Origin of the sequence: Streptomyces sp. ISL-36, from assembly GCF_018614205.1 — a bacterium.
GTDB lineage: Bacteria > Actinomycetota > Actinomycetes > Streptomycetales > Streptomycetaceae > Streptomyces.
This window is the reverse complement of record NZ_JAGGOS010000042.1, coordinates 15,696-30,618: the sequence shown is the minus strand read 5'-3', so window position 1 is coordinate 30,618 and position 14,923 is coordinate 15,696. Positions and strand designations below refer to the sequence as shown.

Here is a 14,923-nt window from a genome sequence, read left to right as displayed (position 1 = left end):
GGCTGCTCGAGCCGACTCGTGGGCGAGTCCTTTTCCTGTGGATGTGGTCTGTAACTGGGAGGCGGCTGGTCTCTCAGGGCAGCCGGCCGCAGCGGTGGGCCGCCCGCAGCGCGAGCCACACTTCGGTGAGGTCGGCCGTCGACGACAGGTTTCTGCCGCTGAGGCCGGCGAACCGGCGCAGGCGGTAGAGCAGGGTGTTGGGGTGGATGTGGAGCGCCTGCGCCGCCTCCTCCGTGGACCGGTCTCGCTCCAGCCAGGTCAGAGCAGAGAGGACCAGGGCGCTGCCGTGTTGGGTGTCGTACCGCAGTGCCGCGCCGAGTACGTGGTCCACCAGTCCGTGCAGGACGGACGGGTCGTCGTGCAGCCAACGTTCCGTCATGTCGTCGCTGAACACCGCCATGGACTCGCCCGAGGCTCCCGCTCGCCGGAGCGCCAGAACGGCTTCGCGCCGGGCAAGGCCCAGGGTGCGTCCTGGAACGAAGGGGCGTGAGACGCCGACTCGGGCGTGCGGCACGGTCGTGAGGGCTGCGCGGGCATCCGGGGAATCGGCGAGGAGTACGTACAGCGCTTCGTGCCGGCGCAACACCAGGTGGGGAACGGCCGAGTCGTCCAGGACCTGCACCACCGCGGCGTCGTCGAGCGGTCCGTCGTCGCCGCCGTCGAGGACGGCGAGGAGGACGGCCGTGTCGGCGGCGAACCCCAGCCGGGTGAGGTGCCTACGGGCGGTGTCCGGGTCCAGGACGTCCTGGAGGAGTTCCGCGAGCGTCTCCGCGCCCTGGCGGCGGAGCGTCTCGCGCTCGTGACGCACCATGGAAACCTGCAGGGCCGCGACGGTCGCAATGTGCTGGACGACGCCGAGCCCGGCCGGTTCCATGCCCTCCCCACGCCGCTCGCCCTGCCGTTCCAGCGCCAGCAGGTATCCGGCCGTCCTGCCGGGCGCGGGGACCGGCAGGACGTAGCCGCCGGCGACGGTCGGGGCCGGGTCGGCCGAGTCCGGCAGCTGCGTCGCGTGCCGGGCAGGGGGTATGGGCACGCCGGGCAGCAGGGGACCTCCGGCGGGCGTGCACAGGTAGAGCGAATAGCCGGACAGCCGCTCCAGCCTGCGGAAGAGCTCCTCGGCGGTGAGGTCCTCGGCGGCGAGCCAGCGCAGGGCGCTGAAGACCTGCAGCTCCGTGCCGCACCGCCGCCGGTCGCCGGCCTGCAGGGCGGCGGCCACCTCCTGCGCCACGGCGATGAAGGGAACCTGCAACGGCAACTCCATGACCGGCAGGGACCGTTCGTCCGCCGTCGCCAAAAACTCCTGCCGCAGTGGGGGGACGTGCAGGTGGGCGGAGAGGACGAGCGCGGCCACGCCGGCCTCGGCCAGCCGCTCGACGTAGGCACGCTGCCGGACGGCGGTCCGGGGAATCGCGATGCCCGTCGTCATGATCAGCTCCGCGCCGAGGAGCCACGGGGTGGGGTCCTCCAGCTCGCTCACGTGCGCCCATGACACGGCCCGGTGCAGGCCTTCCCGACCGGCCAGCACACACAGCTGGAGGGCGGGGGAATGCACGAGGTCGTGGACCCGGAGGGCGGCTGTCGGTTCTGTCATCGCGCACATGCTGCATCGTGGCGCCCCACAAAGAAAGGGGTCGAGTTTGAGCGATGCACAATTGCCGCCCGGCTCACGATGGCCGCACACTCAGGGCCTCCGTTTCCGGGCTGTGGTGTCCCGGAGTGAACGAAAACGGGAGGGTCCATGGCGGTCCGGATTGACCAGCACTCGAAAGCCGAACCCGGCGGCGCGGATGTCATCGAAAGCCTCTCCATCCAGCACGTCCCCTTCGCCGAACGGCACGGCAAGCTGTGGAAGCAGGGCCCCTTCTGGTTCCAGGGAAACTTCCAGCCCTTCACCCTGTCCCTCGGGTTCATCGGTCCCGGGCTCGGCCTGTCCGTCGGATGGACGGTACTGGCCAGCGCACTCGGGCTTCTGGTGGGCACCTTCTTCATGGCATTCCACGCAAGCCAGGGCCCGCAGTTGGGGCTGCCGCAGATGATCCAGTCCCGGGGCCAGTTCGGCTACCGGGGGGTGATCGTGCCCCTGGCGGCGACGCTGTTCACCTTCGTCGGCTTCAACGTCGTAGACACGATCATCATCGGCCACGGTCTGAACGCGGTGTTCGGCTGGGACGTGACCACCGTCGGAATCGGCATCACCATCCTCGCGGTGGTCCTGGCCGTGTACGGACACGACTGGCTCCACCGGGCGTTCCAGGTGCTCTTCTGGTGCTCGGCCCCGTGCTGGCTGTTGCTGTCGATCGGCATCCTCAGCGGCTGGGTGACCGGCCCGGCCGATGCCGCCCCGATTGCCGGTGGCTTCACCCTGGTCGCCTTCATGGTGCAGTTCACCGCCGCCGCCGGATACAACATCTCGTACGCCCCCTACGTCTCCGACTACTCGCGCTATCTGCCGCGCGACACCCCGACGTCCCGCATCGTGGCCTCCGTCTTCGGCGGTGCCGCCGGTTCGCCGATGTGGCTCATTCCCATCGGCGCCTGGATGGCCGCCACCCTCGGTGTGAACGACCCGCTGGCCGGCACGCGCGACGCCGGGGACCAGATGGTGGGCGGCCTGGGCGCCGTCCTGACCGTGCTGTCGGTGCTCGCGCTGGTGGCCACCATGGGACTCAACGCCTACAGCGGCATGCTCACGGTCCTCACCGGGATCGACTCGATCCGCCCGCTTCGCCCCGGCCGCAGGGCCCGGGTGCTGACCATCGGCGGCCTCGCCGTCGTCTGGTGCGCCGTGGGCCTGAGCGTCTCGGCCGACTTCTCCACCGCCTTGGGCAACGCCCTGCTGCTCATGCTGTTCCTGCTGATCCCATGGACCGCGGTGAATCTGGTCGACTACTTCTTCGTCCGGCGCGGCCGCTACGCCATCACCCACCTCTTCCGGCCCGACGGCGTCTACGGCACTTGGGCGTGGCGCGGCCTGCTGGCCTACGGTGTGGGCCTGCTTCTGATGGCGCCGTTCATGGTGGTGGGCCCCTTCACCGGGCCCGTTGCCCAGGCGCTCGGCGGGGTCGACGTGGCGTTCGTGATCGGGCTCGCCGTCTCCGGGATCCTGTACTACGCCCTGACGCGCGGGATGGACCTGTCGGCGGAGGAACCCGCGGTGGCCGCAAGCGAGCGTGAACTCGCTCAAGGGGAACCGGCATCCGCCGACGCCGCGCCGGTCCCGGCGCAGGCCGCCGACGGGGCCGGCGAGCCGACGGCGCCCGGCGGCCGGACGATCGCTTCGGCGGGCGGGCCGGACGGGCTCCCGACCGTGGACGGCCTCCCGGCGGTGGACGGATGAGTGCCGACGACGCCGAAGCCGAGGTGCGGGCCGCCGCAGCCGAACTGGTGGCCGCCTTCGCCGCCCACGCCACCGACCGCTACTTCGCCGCCTTCGACGACGACGCCACGTTCCTCTTCCCCACGGACCCCGGCCTCCTCGCCACCCGAGCCGCGTACGAGGCCGCCTGGCGCGCCTGGGAGCTGGACGGGTTCCGCGTGCTCGGCTGCCGTACGGACGACACCGCGGTACGCGTCGTCGCCGACGGCCTGGCGGTGCTGACCCACCGGGTGCACACCCGCCTCGCCACGAAGGACGGCGCCGACGGCGAGGAACTGCGTGAGCGGGAGACCGTCGTCTTCCGGCGGTCCCCGGACGGGCGCTGGCTCGTCGTCCATGAACACCTCTCGCCCGAGCCGTGACCCCGGCCCCCCGAGTCGGACGGGAGGACTGGCCACGGGCAGCACGCCCGGGGCCGCACCGGGCGAGGGCCGCGCGGCCCCGCTCCCTGCGGACGTCCTCGGCGTGGACATCGCCGAAGACGCTCCCGCACACCGCATCATCCACCCCAGGAAGGACAGTGAAGAACAGTCATGAGACGCACACAACGGCGCGGACGCACCACACGGACCTGGATCACCGCAGCGATGATGGCGATCGGCGCGCTGCTGGCCACCGGCCCCGTCCCGGCCTCGGCCGTCGACGCCCCCACGGACCGGTTGCCCTCCCTCGAACCGCTCCGGAGCGAACTCGCGGACAACGATCTGGTCCGTCATCCCGAAACCGGCGTCACCTGGCTGCGCTTCACCGGCGCGCCAGCGAACCTCGGCTCCGGCGCCCTGCACGTCACCGGCCGCCGCACCAAGGAGGAGGCGGCCGCCGCCACGCCCGGGAACAACGTGCTGCCCGCCTACCAGCGGATCTCCCGCTCCGACGGCTCCTCGTACGAGGTGCCCGTCGGCCTGATGAAGTACCACGACGAGCACAAGCACTTCCACATGGAGGGCATCTCCCGCTACCGGCTCCTCGACGCCGGCGGTCAGGTGGTGCGTGAGTCGCCGAAGGTCGCGTTCTGCCTGGTCGACCTGGAGGTCGCGGACTCCACGCTCCCCGGCAGCCCCGTCAACCCTGTCTACAACTCCTGTTCGCACAACGCCAACGCGACGAGCCTGACCATGGGAATCTCCATCGGCTGGGCGGACGTCTACGACAAGGCGCTGGACGGGCAGTCCTTCGACGTCAGCGCGCTGATGAACCTCCCGCCGCAGGAGTACACGCTCGAGATGACGACGAACCCGCTCGGCATCCTGCACGAGTCCAACCGGACGGCTCCGAGGACGACATCAGTGAAGGTCACGATCGGCCAGGGCGTACCGGTGGGCGTCGGCGGCCCGCGTCCGGGCGTCTGACCGCATCCACCGCGCCGTCGCCGGAGGGCGCCCGGGCGGGACAGTGAGGGACGTCTCCCACTGCCCCGCTCCGCGCGAAGATCACCTGGGTTCTGAAAGGTGGCACGGAAGAGGACCACCACAGTTGTGGTGCGGATGTCGCGCGGCCCATGTCGGTGCAGACGCACATGACGCTCTACGCTCCCCGCCGCAGGTCAGGTCTGTGCGAAAACCGCCTCTGACGTGTTGATTTGGCACCAGAGGCGCGGCTGCGCATCTTCCCGATGACGCACCACGTGGAGTGCGTGGCGATCCTGGAGCCGGTGAAGAAGGACGCCTGACCTGCGGTTTCGCCAGTGCGCATTATGTGCGGTGTGGGCGTTACGGGCGATATCTTGACGCTGAAATGACGCTCGTGACGCTCTTTTGACGCTCGTTCTGATGAATTGTCAGGTCGGGCTTCGCGCAGGTGGTGGTGGGTGGAGCGGCGCCTGCACACGGATCCGCTTTGCCGTCTCTTGGTGCGAGTGCAAGGGTCGTCGACAGCGCTGCGGTTCAGTAGGACCGGGGCCCCTGCGGCCGAGCGTCGCGTCAGGGCCCGTAGGGCTCCAGCCGCCGAGGAAGGGCTCAGTTCCTCGGCGCGTGGTTCGGGAACGTCGGACAGCCGGGGCGGTGTGTTCAGCGGATCGAGGCCCTTCGCCGTGGCTGCCGCCCAACTGATCCATGCTTCGGCCTCGGCTCTGGCCTCGCTTGGTGGCATGACCGCCACGCGCGTGCGCATGGCGCTCACGTACTGGGCCAGGCGGGTCGCGCGTGACGGAGGGGCTTCTGTGCCACCTCCACCCGCTGGGTGGCGTCGTCGACGGGAGGCCGGGCGCGCCTTGTGGTCGGCCCGGCGGATGCGGACGATGAGAACCGTATTGATCCGGTCACTCCCGCGGGAATCGGACAGGTGCGTTCGTCCTTGCCGGTAGCTGCCCCGGTTGCGGGAGAATGGGGGCGATGACCGTCACCACCTCGGCCGATCCAGCTTTCGAGCCGGACGGATTCGGCCCCTTCGCCCATCTCACCGTGCCGAACACCCCGCTCTACCGCCAGGTGATGCGGGTGTTTCTCGTGGCCAAGGAGCGGTTCGCGGTCCATCTGCGCCCCGAGGAGGTGCATGCCGCGCTTCCGGCGGACACCCGCCCCGCCGAGCCGGAGGCGGTCGTCGCCGCGCTCGACAGGCTCGTCGTCTGGGGCAATCTGCGGGCCGATCCGGACACCGCGCGGGTCACAGCCGTCGAGGACTTCTACCGGAAGCGGTTCATCTACCAGCTCACGCGCGAGGGGGAGGCCGCCGAGGCGGCGCTGTCCGCCTACGACGAGGCGCTCGGCCGTCGTGGCGCTCTTCAGGCCGTCGCGCTGCACGACATCGTCACCCAGCTGCGCGCACTCCTCGTCCTGGCCGCCGAGGACGAGCCCGACCCGGCCAAGACACACCTGACGCTCGACGCCCTGGCCAGCCGCTTCGCCGCGCTCGCCGACAACGCCCGGGCCTTCATGGGATCGCTCCAGAGGACCATGGACCTGCACGGCGTCGAGGACGAGGTCTTCCTCGCGTACAAGGACCGGCTCATCCAGTATCTGGAGCGGTTCATCCAGGACCTGATCACGCTGGGCGGGCGGATCGCCCGGCTGATCCTTGAACTGGAGGAGGGCGGCAGGGTGGATCTGCTGCTGAGGGCCGCCGCCCGACGCGAGGCCGCCGACGCCTCGCCGGAGGAGGCCGCCGACGCCGAGCGGGAGGTGTACGAGCGGTGGGCCGCGCGCTGGGAGGGGCTCGGCGCGTGGTTCATCAGCAGGGACGGGCGCGAGTCCCAGGCCCGGCTCCTGCGCGGCCGGGCCCTGGGGGCGATTCCGCAGCTCCTGGCGGTCGTACGGGCGCTGAACGAGCGCCGTGCCGGGCGCTCGGACCGGTCCGCCGACTTCCGGACCCTGGCCCGCTGGTTCGCCGAGGCACACGACGATGACGCCCGGCACCGGCTGTGGCGAACAGCTTTCGGTCTCTATCCGGCCCGGCACCTCACCGTCGACGCCGACACTCTCGCCGCCCGGGCGGCGAAGCCCGTCCCGGCCGCCACCCCTTGGGCCGGGGCGGAGCCGCTGCGGATCAGCCCCCAACTGCGCCGCACCGGGAGTTACGAGCGGCGCGGCAAGCCCCGCAAGGTCGAGGACCGGGAAGCGAGGCGGCGCGCGCTCGCTGAGGCGGCCGCCAAGCAGGCTGCGGAGACCGCCGCCGCCCGCGTCCGGCTCGTCACCGACGGCGTCACCCGCCTGTCCGATCTCGGCGAGCTCGACCCCGCCTCCTTCGGCCTGTTCCTCCAACTTCTCGGCGACGCGCTGGCCACATGGCGTCCAGGTGTAAGACACACCGTGGCCACCAGCAATGACGGCTCCATGGAGATCCGGCTCACCGCGCTCGCCGACGGCACCACCGCGGAGGTCCGTACGCTCGACGGAGTCTTCAGCGGCCCGGACCACCTCATCGAGATCGTCGACCTGACGGACGGAGACGACCTGACGGACGGAGCCGCCGACCGATGACCACCCCCCTCGCCGAAGTGCTGGACGGCCAGCACGCTGCCGACCTGCGCAAGGCAGCGCGCGCCCTGCTGAAACAGCCCCTTCTCCTCGCGCGCGGCCGGTACGCCGACGAATTCCGCCTCGTCCGCCGGCACGCGCCCGAACTCCGAGAGTGGTTCGACCGCAACACCGGCTGGTCCCTCCAGGTGGACGCCGAGACGGCACGGCTGCGCAAGATCCCCGGCGTCCTCACCGACCCCACGCACCCGGCCCGCGAGGCGAGCCGCGGTACCGCCCCTTTCACCCGCCGCCGCTACGTTCTGCTCTGCCTCGCGCTCGCCGCCCTCGAACGCGGCGAGGCCCAGATCGCCCTCGGGCGCCTCGCCGACCAGATCGTCCTCGATGCCGCCGACCCCCGACTCACCGCGACGGGGATCGAGTTCGCCCTGGAACGCCGCGACGAGCGCCTCGACCTCGCCGCCGTCGTACGGCTTCTGCTCGACCTCGGCGTACTGCGTCGGGTGGCGGGCGAGGAAGAGTCGTACGTCAGCGGGGCGGGCGACGTCCTGTACGACGTTGAACGCCGGGTCCTCGCCGGACTCCTGGCCTCCCGCCGCGGCCCCTCCACCGTCCATGCCGAAACCCTCGACGACCGCCTCGCCGAGCTCGTCGCCGAAACCGCTCTGGACAGCGACGAACTGCGCTTCCGCGCGATGCGCCGCTCGCTCACCCGCAGGCTGCTCGACGACCCGGTGCTCTACTACGACGACCTGACCGACGCCGAACTCGGCTACCTCACCCGGCAGCGCGGCTTCCTCACCGCCCGGATCACCGAGCTGACCGGACTGGTCGCCGAGGTGCGGGCCGAGGGGATCGCCATGGTCGACCCTGACGACGACCTCACCGACCTCCGCATGCCCGAACAGGGCACCCACGGCCACGTCACCCTGCTGCTCGCCGAGCACCTGGCCGGCGCCGACGGACCCGTCACCCTCGACATGCTTGCCCTCCGAGTCCGTGAACTCGCCGCCCAGCACGGCGGCTTCTGGTCGAAGTCCGCTCGGGAGCCGGGCATGGAGACCGAGCTCGTCGAACAGGCCGTCGCCCGGCTCACCGCGCTCGGCCTGGTCTCCCGTGCCCCGCACGCGGTCGCGGCCCGGCCCGCCCTCGCCCGGTACGCGGTCGGCGAGACCGTCATCCGCGAACCCGGCTCCGCACCCGTGCCTCCGCAGCGAAAGGCCACCTCGTGACCCGCCTCCCCACGCCGCGGCGTTCCCGCTGGCAGCCCCTGCGCGTCGGGCTCGTCGACCTGTTCCACTACGACGTGGAGGAGTTCCACTTCCGGGACGGGCGGCTGCTGCTGCGTGGCAACAACGGCACTGGCAAGTCCAAGGTGCTCGCCCTGACCCTGCCGTTCCTGCTCGACGGCGACCTCAGCCCGCGCCGTGTCGAACCCGACAGCGACCCGGGCAAGCGGATGGAGTGGAACCTGCTCCTCGGCGGCGAGCACCCGCACTCCGAACGGCTCGGCTACACCTGGATCGAGTTCGGCAGGCTCGACGACACGACCGGCGAGCAGCACTTCCGTACGCTGCTGTGCGGGCTCAAGGCCGTCACCGGGCGTGGCATCGCCCGCCACTGGTATGCCGTCACCCGCCAGCGCGTCGACCACGGGTCCACCGAACGCACGGAGGAGACCTTCCGGCTGCTCGACGCCGCCGGCACGGCCCTGTCCCGGGACCGCCTCGCCGAGGCCGTCGTCGGGTACGGCATGGTGTACGACCAGGCCAAGACGTACCGCAGAGCGGTCGACGAAGCACTCTTCGGCTTCGGCGAGCAGCGGTACGCGGCTCTGGTGGACCTGCTCATCCAGCTGCGCCAGCCCCAGTTGTCCAAGCGGCCCAACGAGGCGGCCCTCTCCCGCGCCCTCACCGAGGCGTTGCCGCCCATGGACCAGGCCGTCATCGCCGACGTGGCCGAGGCGTTCCGTTCCTTGGACGAGGAGAAGGACGAACTGGCTGCCGCGTCCGCCGCCGAGCGGGCCGCCTCCGCCTTCCTTGAGCACTACCGGCGCTATGCCCGGATCGCCACCCGGCGCCGCGCCCGGCTTCCGCGTGCCGAACACTCCCGCTACGAGCGCGTCCAACGGGACCTGGCCGAGGCTCAGGAGCGGCGAACCAGCGCCGAGGAGAAGCGAGCGGCAGCTGAAGAGGAGATCGGCTCCCTTGCTGAGACCGGGGAACGACTGCGGGCCCAGGAGAAAGCGCTGCGCGAGGCGCCCGAGATGCGCGACGCGCGGGAACTGGAGCACGCCGCGCTGGCCGTGACGCGAACGACGCAGGCGGCGGACCGGGCGCGGGCTGACCGGGAGCAGGCGGCCGCCCTCCACACCAAGGCGCTCGGGCGACTCGGCGCCGCCGAGAACCGGCTGCGTGCCACGCGGCTCCGGGTCGAAGAGACCTTCGCCCACGCGCGGGAGCAGGCGGCCGCCGCGCGTGTCGCCCTGCCGGCGGACGATCTGCTGCCCGAGCCCGAATTGCGGCGCGCCGTCGAGGACGCCGCAGCCCGCGCCCAGCGATCCCTCGCCCACACCGAGGGCCTTCTGGAAGCCTCCGAGCGGGCCGCCGACGCGCACCGCCGGGCGTCGGGCCGTCTCGACGAGGCGGAGACCGACCTCGCGCTGGCCGCCGAGACGTACGGCGAGGCGGAGGAGAGTGCGGCGCGGGCAGGCCGGGCCCTCCTGGACGACGTGCGCGAACGCGCCCACGCCTGGAAGGAGCTGGCCTTCTCCGATGAGACCGGCCTCCTGGACGAACTCCAGGAATGGACCCATCACCTCGACGGCCCCTACCCGGCGCGGGTCCATGCCACCCGGGCGCACACCGCCCGTTCGGCGGACCTCGCCGACCAGACGGCCGAAGCCGCCCGCAGAACCTCGGAGCTGGCGGCGCGCATCGACGAGGCACGGCGGGAGCTCGCCGCGCTGGAAGCCGGGGGCGGGCGCGAGCCCCAGCCCCCGGCGACGCGTACCCCCGGCCTTCGCCAACAGCTGACGGGCGTGCCGCTCTGGCGCGTGGTCGATTTCCATGACGAACTGCCCGAACCAGAGCGCGCTGGGCTCGAAGCGGCACTCGAAGCCTCCGGCCTCCTCGATGCCTGGGTGCTGCCCGACGGCTCTGCCCTCGCCGTGGACGGGCACGACGTCCTGCTCTCCCCGTCGAACGGACCAGTGAGCGGTCCCTCACTGGCAGACGTGTTGTGCCCGGCCGTGGACCACGGCGACGGACAGGTCGCTGCCCTGGACGAGACGACGGTGGCCCGACTGCTCGCCGCCATCGGCCTCGACGGCGGGGGAGAAGCCGAGACCTGGGTGGCACCCGACGGACGCTTTCGGGTCGGTGTACTCACCGGCACGTGGGCCAAGCCCGCCGCCACGTACATCGGCGAGGGCGCGCGCGAGGCGGCGCGCCGGGCCCGCGTCGCTGTGCTCGGCATCGAACTCGCTTCCCTGCGCGAGGAGTCGGAGACGCTCGCGGCTCGGTCCGACATGATCGCGGTGCGTCGTCGCACGCTCGACGCCGAGCTCGCCGACGTCCCCGACGAGTCGCCGCTCACCAGGGGTCACGCGCTCGTGAGCGCCGCCGCCGAGACCGTACGCAAGGCCCGCGTCCGGTACGAGGGGCGTGCTGCCGAGGTCACCGAGGCAGTCGGGCGCGCCGAGAGGGCTGCCGCCGAACTCGCCGAGGTCGCCGCTGATCTGGGGCTGCCCGCCGACCGGGCCGGACTCACCTCGGTGCGTCACGCCCTCGGCTTCCTCGCCACCGCGCTGGCCGCTCTGTGGCCCGCGCTACGCGAACAAGGCGAGGCCGTACGACAGGTGGACGACGAGCGTGCCGAGGCGGCCGAGGCGGAGCAGCGGGTCATCGACCTCGCCCAGCGGGCCGAAGGCGCGGCGCGCGAGGCGGCGGCAGCCGACGAGCGCCACCGGACCCTGCGTTCCACCGTCGGCGCCGCCGTCGCCGAACTCGAACGGCGACTCGTCGAGACCGCCCAGGCCCAGCGGATCTGCGAGACCGACCAGAAGAACGCCCGGCGGCGTCACGCCGAGGCGGACCGGGAGGCCGGCCGGGCCGAGGGGCGGATCGAGCAGCTGGAGAAGGACCTTGCCGAAGCCGTCGACGCACGTGCGGAGGCCATCGCCGCGCTCCAGCGCTTCACGGCCACCGGCCTTGTCGCGGTCGCGCTGCCCGAGCTCGCGGCCCCCGCCTCGGACGACGGCCCCTGGGCCGCCACCCCGGCCATCGCGCTCGCCCGCGCCATCGACTCCGGCTTGTCGGCCACCGACGACACGGATGCCGCCTGGGAACGCGTACAGCGCCGGCTCAGCGAGGAACTCAAGACCCTGCAGGACACCCTGTCCCGGCACGGGCACAGCGCCTCCGCCCGCATGGTCGAGGACGGCATGGTCGTCGACATCGTCTACCAGGGTCGCGAGCGGGCCGTACCCGAACTCGTCGACGCGCTCGCCACGGAGGTCGGAGAGCTCACCCGCATCCTGTCCGCGCACGAACGCGAGATCCTCGAGACCCACCTGATCACCGAGGTCGCCGGCACCCTCCAGGAACTCATCGGCGCCGCCGAACGGCAGGTGCGGGACATGAACACCGAACTGGAGGACCGCCCCACCTCCACCGGCATGAAGCTTCGCCTAGTGTGGCGGGCCTCGCGCAAGGCTCCGCCTGGACTCGCCCAGGCCCGTGACCGGCTGCGCCAGTCCGCCGACGCCTGGACGGCCGAGGACCGCACGGCGGTCGGCGAGTTCCTCCAGGCACAGATCGCTCGCCAGCAGTCCGACGACGGCTCGGGCAGCTGGCTCGAACACCTCACCGCAGCGCTCGACTACCGCTCCTGGCACGAGTTCGGTGTCGAACGCCACCAGCACGGGCGCTGGGTCACGGCCACCGGCCCCGCCTCCGGCGGCGAACGCGTCCTCGCCGTGTCCGTACCGCTGTTCGCCGCCGCCTCCTCGCATTACGCGAGCGCGGGCAGCCCATACGCGCCCCGTCTGGTCACCCTCGACGAGGCGTTCGCCGGCGTGGACGACGACTCCCGTGCCAAGTGCCTCGGTCTGCTGAGCGCCTTCGACCTCGATGTGGTCATGACGAGCGAACGGGAGTGGGCCTGTTATGCGCAGGTGCCCGGCATCGCCATCGCCCAGCTGTCCCGCATCGACGAGGTGGCGGCGGTCCTCGTCACCCGCTGGGAGTGGGACGGTACGCGACGGCAGCGCCGCGAGGACCCCGTACGGCACGCGCCCCAGGACATGCCCGGCGTAGAGGAGCCCGAGCCGCTGTGGAACTGACCCACGGTCCTGAGCCCGAAACCGGGGCGATCGACCGCCCGCGACTCGCCCGACTGCTCGGCACACCGGACCTCGCCTGGCTCGTCGAACGAGCGCGCCGACGTCTGGTGACCGGACAACCCCTGACCGGTTCCGTGTCTCTGGGTGATCCCACCCCGGCCCAGCGGGCGGCGGTCGAACGACTTCTCGCACGAGCCCCCGGTGGCGGCAGGTCGCTGACGGTACGTCTGGATGCGGTCGACGCCGTACTGCGCCGCTCGGGCGCCAGCCCTGACGGCCTCGCCGTCGCCGTCGAAGCGCTCATCGGCCCCGTCACCCCACTCGCCCAGGCCCGGTACGAGGAGGAGGCCGCATGGGAGCGGGCGCACGCCCCCCTTGACGAGCTCAGCGCGGCGGTTCCCCCGCTGGCGGACTGGACCGCCCGGGTACGGGCCGATGGCCTCGCGCGACGCCTGGGCCGTGCCCCCGACACCACGCGCAGCCTGCTTGCCGGGGCATGCGCCGCTCTGCGGGCACTTCCCGCCGATCCGGCCGTCTCGCTGCCTGCCTTCGCCGCCCGGGTCCTCGGCTCGGCCCACGCCCTGGACGACGGCACACCGCTGGCCACGCTCACGCTGTCCGGGGCCCGCGCGCTGACCGGCTTCCCCGATGGCCAGGGCGCCGAATGGCGACGCGAGGCGTGGGCCTCGGCGGGACTGTTGCGGGACGAGCTGTCCTCGACCGTCCTGACCCTGAATCTGCGCGGCACTCCGTCGCTGGACCGGATGGCCGAAGAGGGCGAACCGTTCGTGCTCACCCTTCGCCAGCTCACCCGCCGACCGCCGGCCGTCGCCCCTCCGATGGTGTGGATGTGCGAGAACCCGACCGTCCTTGCGGCGGCGGCCGACGCCCTCGGCCCCGCGTGCCCGCCCCTGGTCTGTCTCCAGGGGCAGCCCTCCGCCGCCGCCCTCACGCTGCTCCGAGGGCTGCACGAACACGGAGCGGCCCTGCACCTTCACGGTGACTTCGACTGGGGCGGGCTCCGGATAGCCGGCGTCCTTCACCGCGTCGTCCCGTGGCGGCCCTGGCGCTTTACGGCTGCGGACTACCGCGCCGCCGTGTCCCGCAACGCCTCACCCCCGCTGTCACCGCTCGTCGGCACCCCGACGGAGACCCCCTGGGAACCCGCGCTCGCGGCGGCCGTCGCGGAACTCGGCGTACGCGTCGAGGAGGAGAGGGAGCTGGAGCTGTTGTTGTCCGACCTCGCGTGAGGTGGACGGGCACTTGGGGACAGGCGTTGCGCGGGCCCGGCGTGGCGTTGCGAATCATCTTCTCGGCGATCACGCGTGGGTGGTCGGTGGTGAGCATGGTGATGTCCTCGACGTCGGACGTCAGGATGGTGACTCAGCCCGGCTGGGCGAGGGCGGTGGCGCAGAGCGTGGCGTCGATGGCGTACTTGTAACCGTGCAGCCCGGCCGCGCGCAGCAGAGCGGCGGCGGACTGGGCAAGGGCCTGGGTGACCGGCTCGACCCGCAGCCGGGAGAGCGTCCATTTGAGCGCGGCGTCGTTGATCCGGGGGTGGATCACCTCGACGAGTACCGCGGCGGAGGTGATCACGGGAAGGTCGGCGTCGCGGGCGGCGGTGAGCCACTCGTGGACCTCACGATCGCGCTGCACGGCCTTGGCCAGGCCCTCGCTGTCGAGGATCAGAGCGCCGCTCACGCGGCCGCACCGGCATCGGGCGCGGGGCTGCCGGTGAGCTTGGCGCGCTTGGAGGCCACGGCTTCCGGATCGGCGGGGCCGTTGGTCTTGTCGAAGTCGGCGATCAACTCGTCCAATGTGTCGCGCTCGATCTGCCGCTGCGCGGCCTTCTCCAGGTACGCGGACACATCCCGCTTGCCGACCCGCTCACGAATCGCTTGCAGGGTGCCGGCGGCAGGGAGACGGAGACGCCGCTGCCGGGGCGCCGAGCATGCTTGCGATGGCCCATCAGGGGGAGGACACGGCACCCCTTGAGGCCGCCGCAAGGGCCGCTCACCTGCGGATCTGAGCAGTGTGCATGGCGTGCGTCATCGATGCGCCACGTGACGCATATCAGCGTGCGCGGCCGTGTGCAGGTGTTTCGCCGCAGCCCGGTCTGTGCGCAGGACGGGCCCCGAACCGGTGATGCGAGGTTGGGCCGGGATCGCGGTCGCTGCGAGCAGCAGGGCAGTCTTGACGGTCGACAGTGATTGAGGCGGTGACCGCCCTTCTGGCCGGGCCCGGCTGGCCGCCCACGGGCGCCGCAGTCCCTACGTGGAGGTTGTTGTTGGC

The 14,923-nt window shown here is 71.9% G+C and carries 9 protein-coding genes and 1 pseudogene; 7 read left to right on the top strand and 3 right to left on the bottom strand.

Translation table 11 applies throughout. The annotated features are described in order from the left end of the window. Positions 1 to 73: 73 nt before the first annotated feature. Positions 74 to 1,591 carry a PucR family transcriptional regulator gene (locus tag J7E93_RS10595; protein ID WP_215067758.1) on the bottom strand — a complete coding sequence of 506 codons (1,518 nt, stop codon included), beginning with the start codon at positions 1,589 to 1,591 and terminating at the stop codon, positions 74 to 76. Positions 1,592 to 1,738: 147 nt separating this feature from the next. On the opposite strand from J7E93_RS10595, the gene J7E93_RS10590 reads away from it, so the two are divergent. The 7 genes from J7E93_RS10590 (at position 1,739) to J7E93_RS10560 (ending at position 13,881) form a co-directional block, all read left to right on the top strand. Beyond that, positions 1,739 to 3,337: a cytosine permease gene (locus J7E93_RS10590; RefSeq protein WP_215067756.1), complete on the top strand. Its 1,599-nt coding sequence runs from the start codon at positions 1,739 to 1,741 to the stop codon at positions 3,335 to 3,337. Further along, positions 3,334 to 3,738 carry a nuclear transport factor 2 family protein gene (locus J7E93_RS10585; protein WP_215067754.1) on the top strand — a complete coding sequence of 135 codons (405 nt, stop codon included), beginning with the start codon at positions 3,334 to 3,336 and terminating at the stop codon, positions 3,736 to 3,738. Before J7E93_RS10590 ends, J7E93_RS10585 begins: the two co-directional genes overlap by 4 nt. A gap of 171 nt (positions 3,739 to 3,909) precedes the next feature. Continuing rightward, positions 3,910 to 4,725 (top strand): lysyl oxidase family protein, encoded by an 816-nt coding sequence (locus J7E93_RS10580; RefSeq protein WP_215067752.1) that lies wholly within the window; start codon positions 3,910 to 3,912, stop codon positions 4,723 to 4,725. A 981-nt stretch (positions 4,726 to 5,706) separates the two neighbouring features. Further along, positions 5,707 to 7,290, top strand: coding sequence for a TIGR02677 family protein (locus J7E93_RS10575; RefSeq protein ID WP_215067750.1), 1,584 nt, complete (start codon positions 5,707 to 5,709; stop codon positions 7,288 to 7,290). Then, positions 7,287 to 8,519, top strand: a complete 1,233-nt coding sequence (locus tag J7E93_RS10570) for a TIGR02678 family protein (protein ID WP_215067748.1) — start codon at positions 7,287 to 7,289, stop codon at positions 8,517 to 8,519. Before J7E93_RS10575 ends, J7E93_RS10570 begins: the two co-directional genes overlap by 4 nt. Further along, positions 8,516 to 12,631: a TIGR02680 family protein gene (locus J7E93_RS10565; protein WP_215067746.1), complete on the top strand. Its 4,116-nt coding sequence runs from the start codon at positions 8,516 to 8,518 to the stop codon at positions 12,629 to 12,631. The genes J7E93_RS10570 and J7E93_RS10565 overlap by 4 nt, the downstream gene beginning before the upstream one ends. After that, complete coding sequence (locus J7E93_RS10560; protein ID WP_215067744.1) at positions 12,622 to 13,881, top strand: TIGR02679 family protein; 1,260 nt, start codon at positions 12,622 to 12,624, stop codon at positions 13,879 to 13,881. Before J7E93_RS10565 ends, J7E93_RS10560 begins: the two co-directional genes overlap by 10 nt. Before the next feature lie 55 nt (positions 13,882 to 13,936). On the opposite strand, the pseudogene J7E93_RS10555 reads toward J7E93_RS10560, so the two are convergent. Both J7E93_RS10555 and J7E93_RS10550 read right to left on the bottom strand, forming a co-directional pair. Further along, positions 13,937 to 14,332, bottom strand: a pseudogene (locus J7E93_RS10555) (DNA-binding protein); the annotation flags it as partial. Beyond that, positions 14,329 to 14,499, bottom strand: coding sequence for a hypothetical protein (locus J7E93_RS10550; protein WP_374105371.1), 171 nt, complete (start codon positions 14,497 to 14,499; stop codon positions 14,329 to 14,331). The pseudogene J7E93_RS10555 and the gene J7E93_RS10550, both read right to left, overlap by 4 nt. Positions 14,500 to 14,923 lie beyond the last annotated feature (424 nt).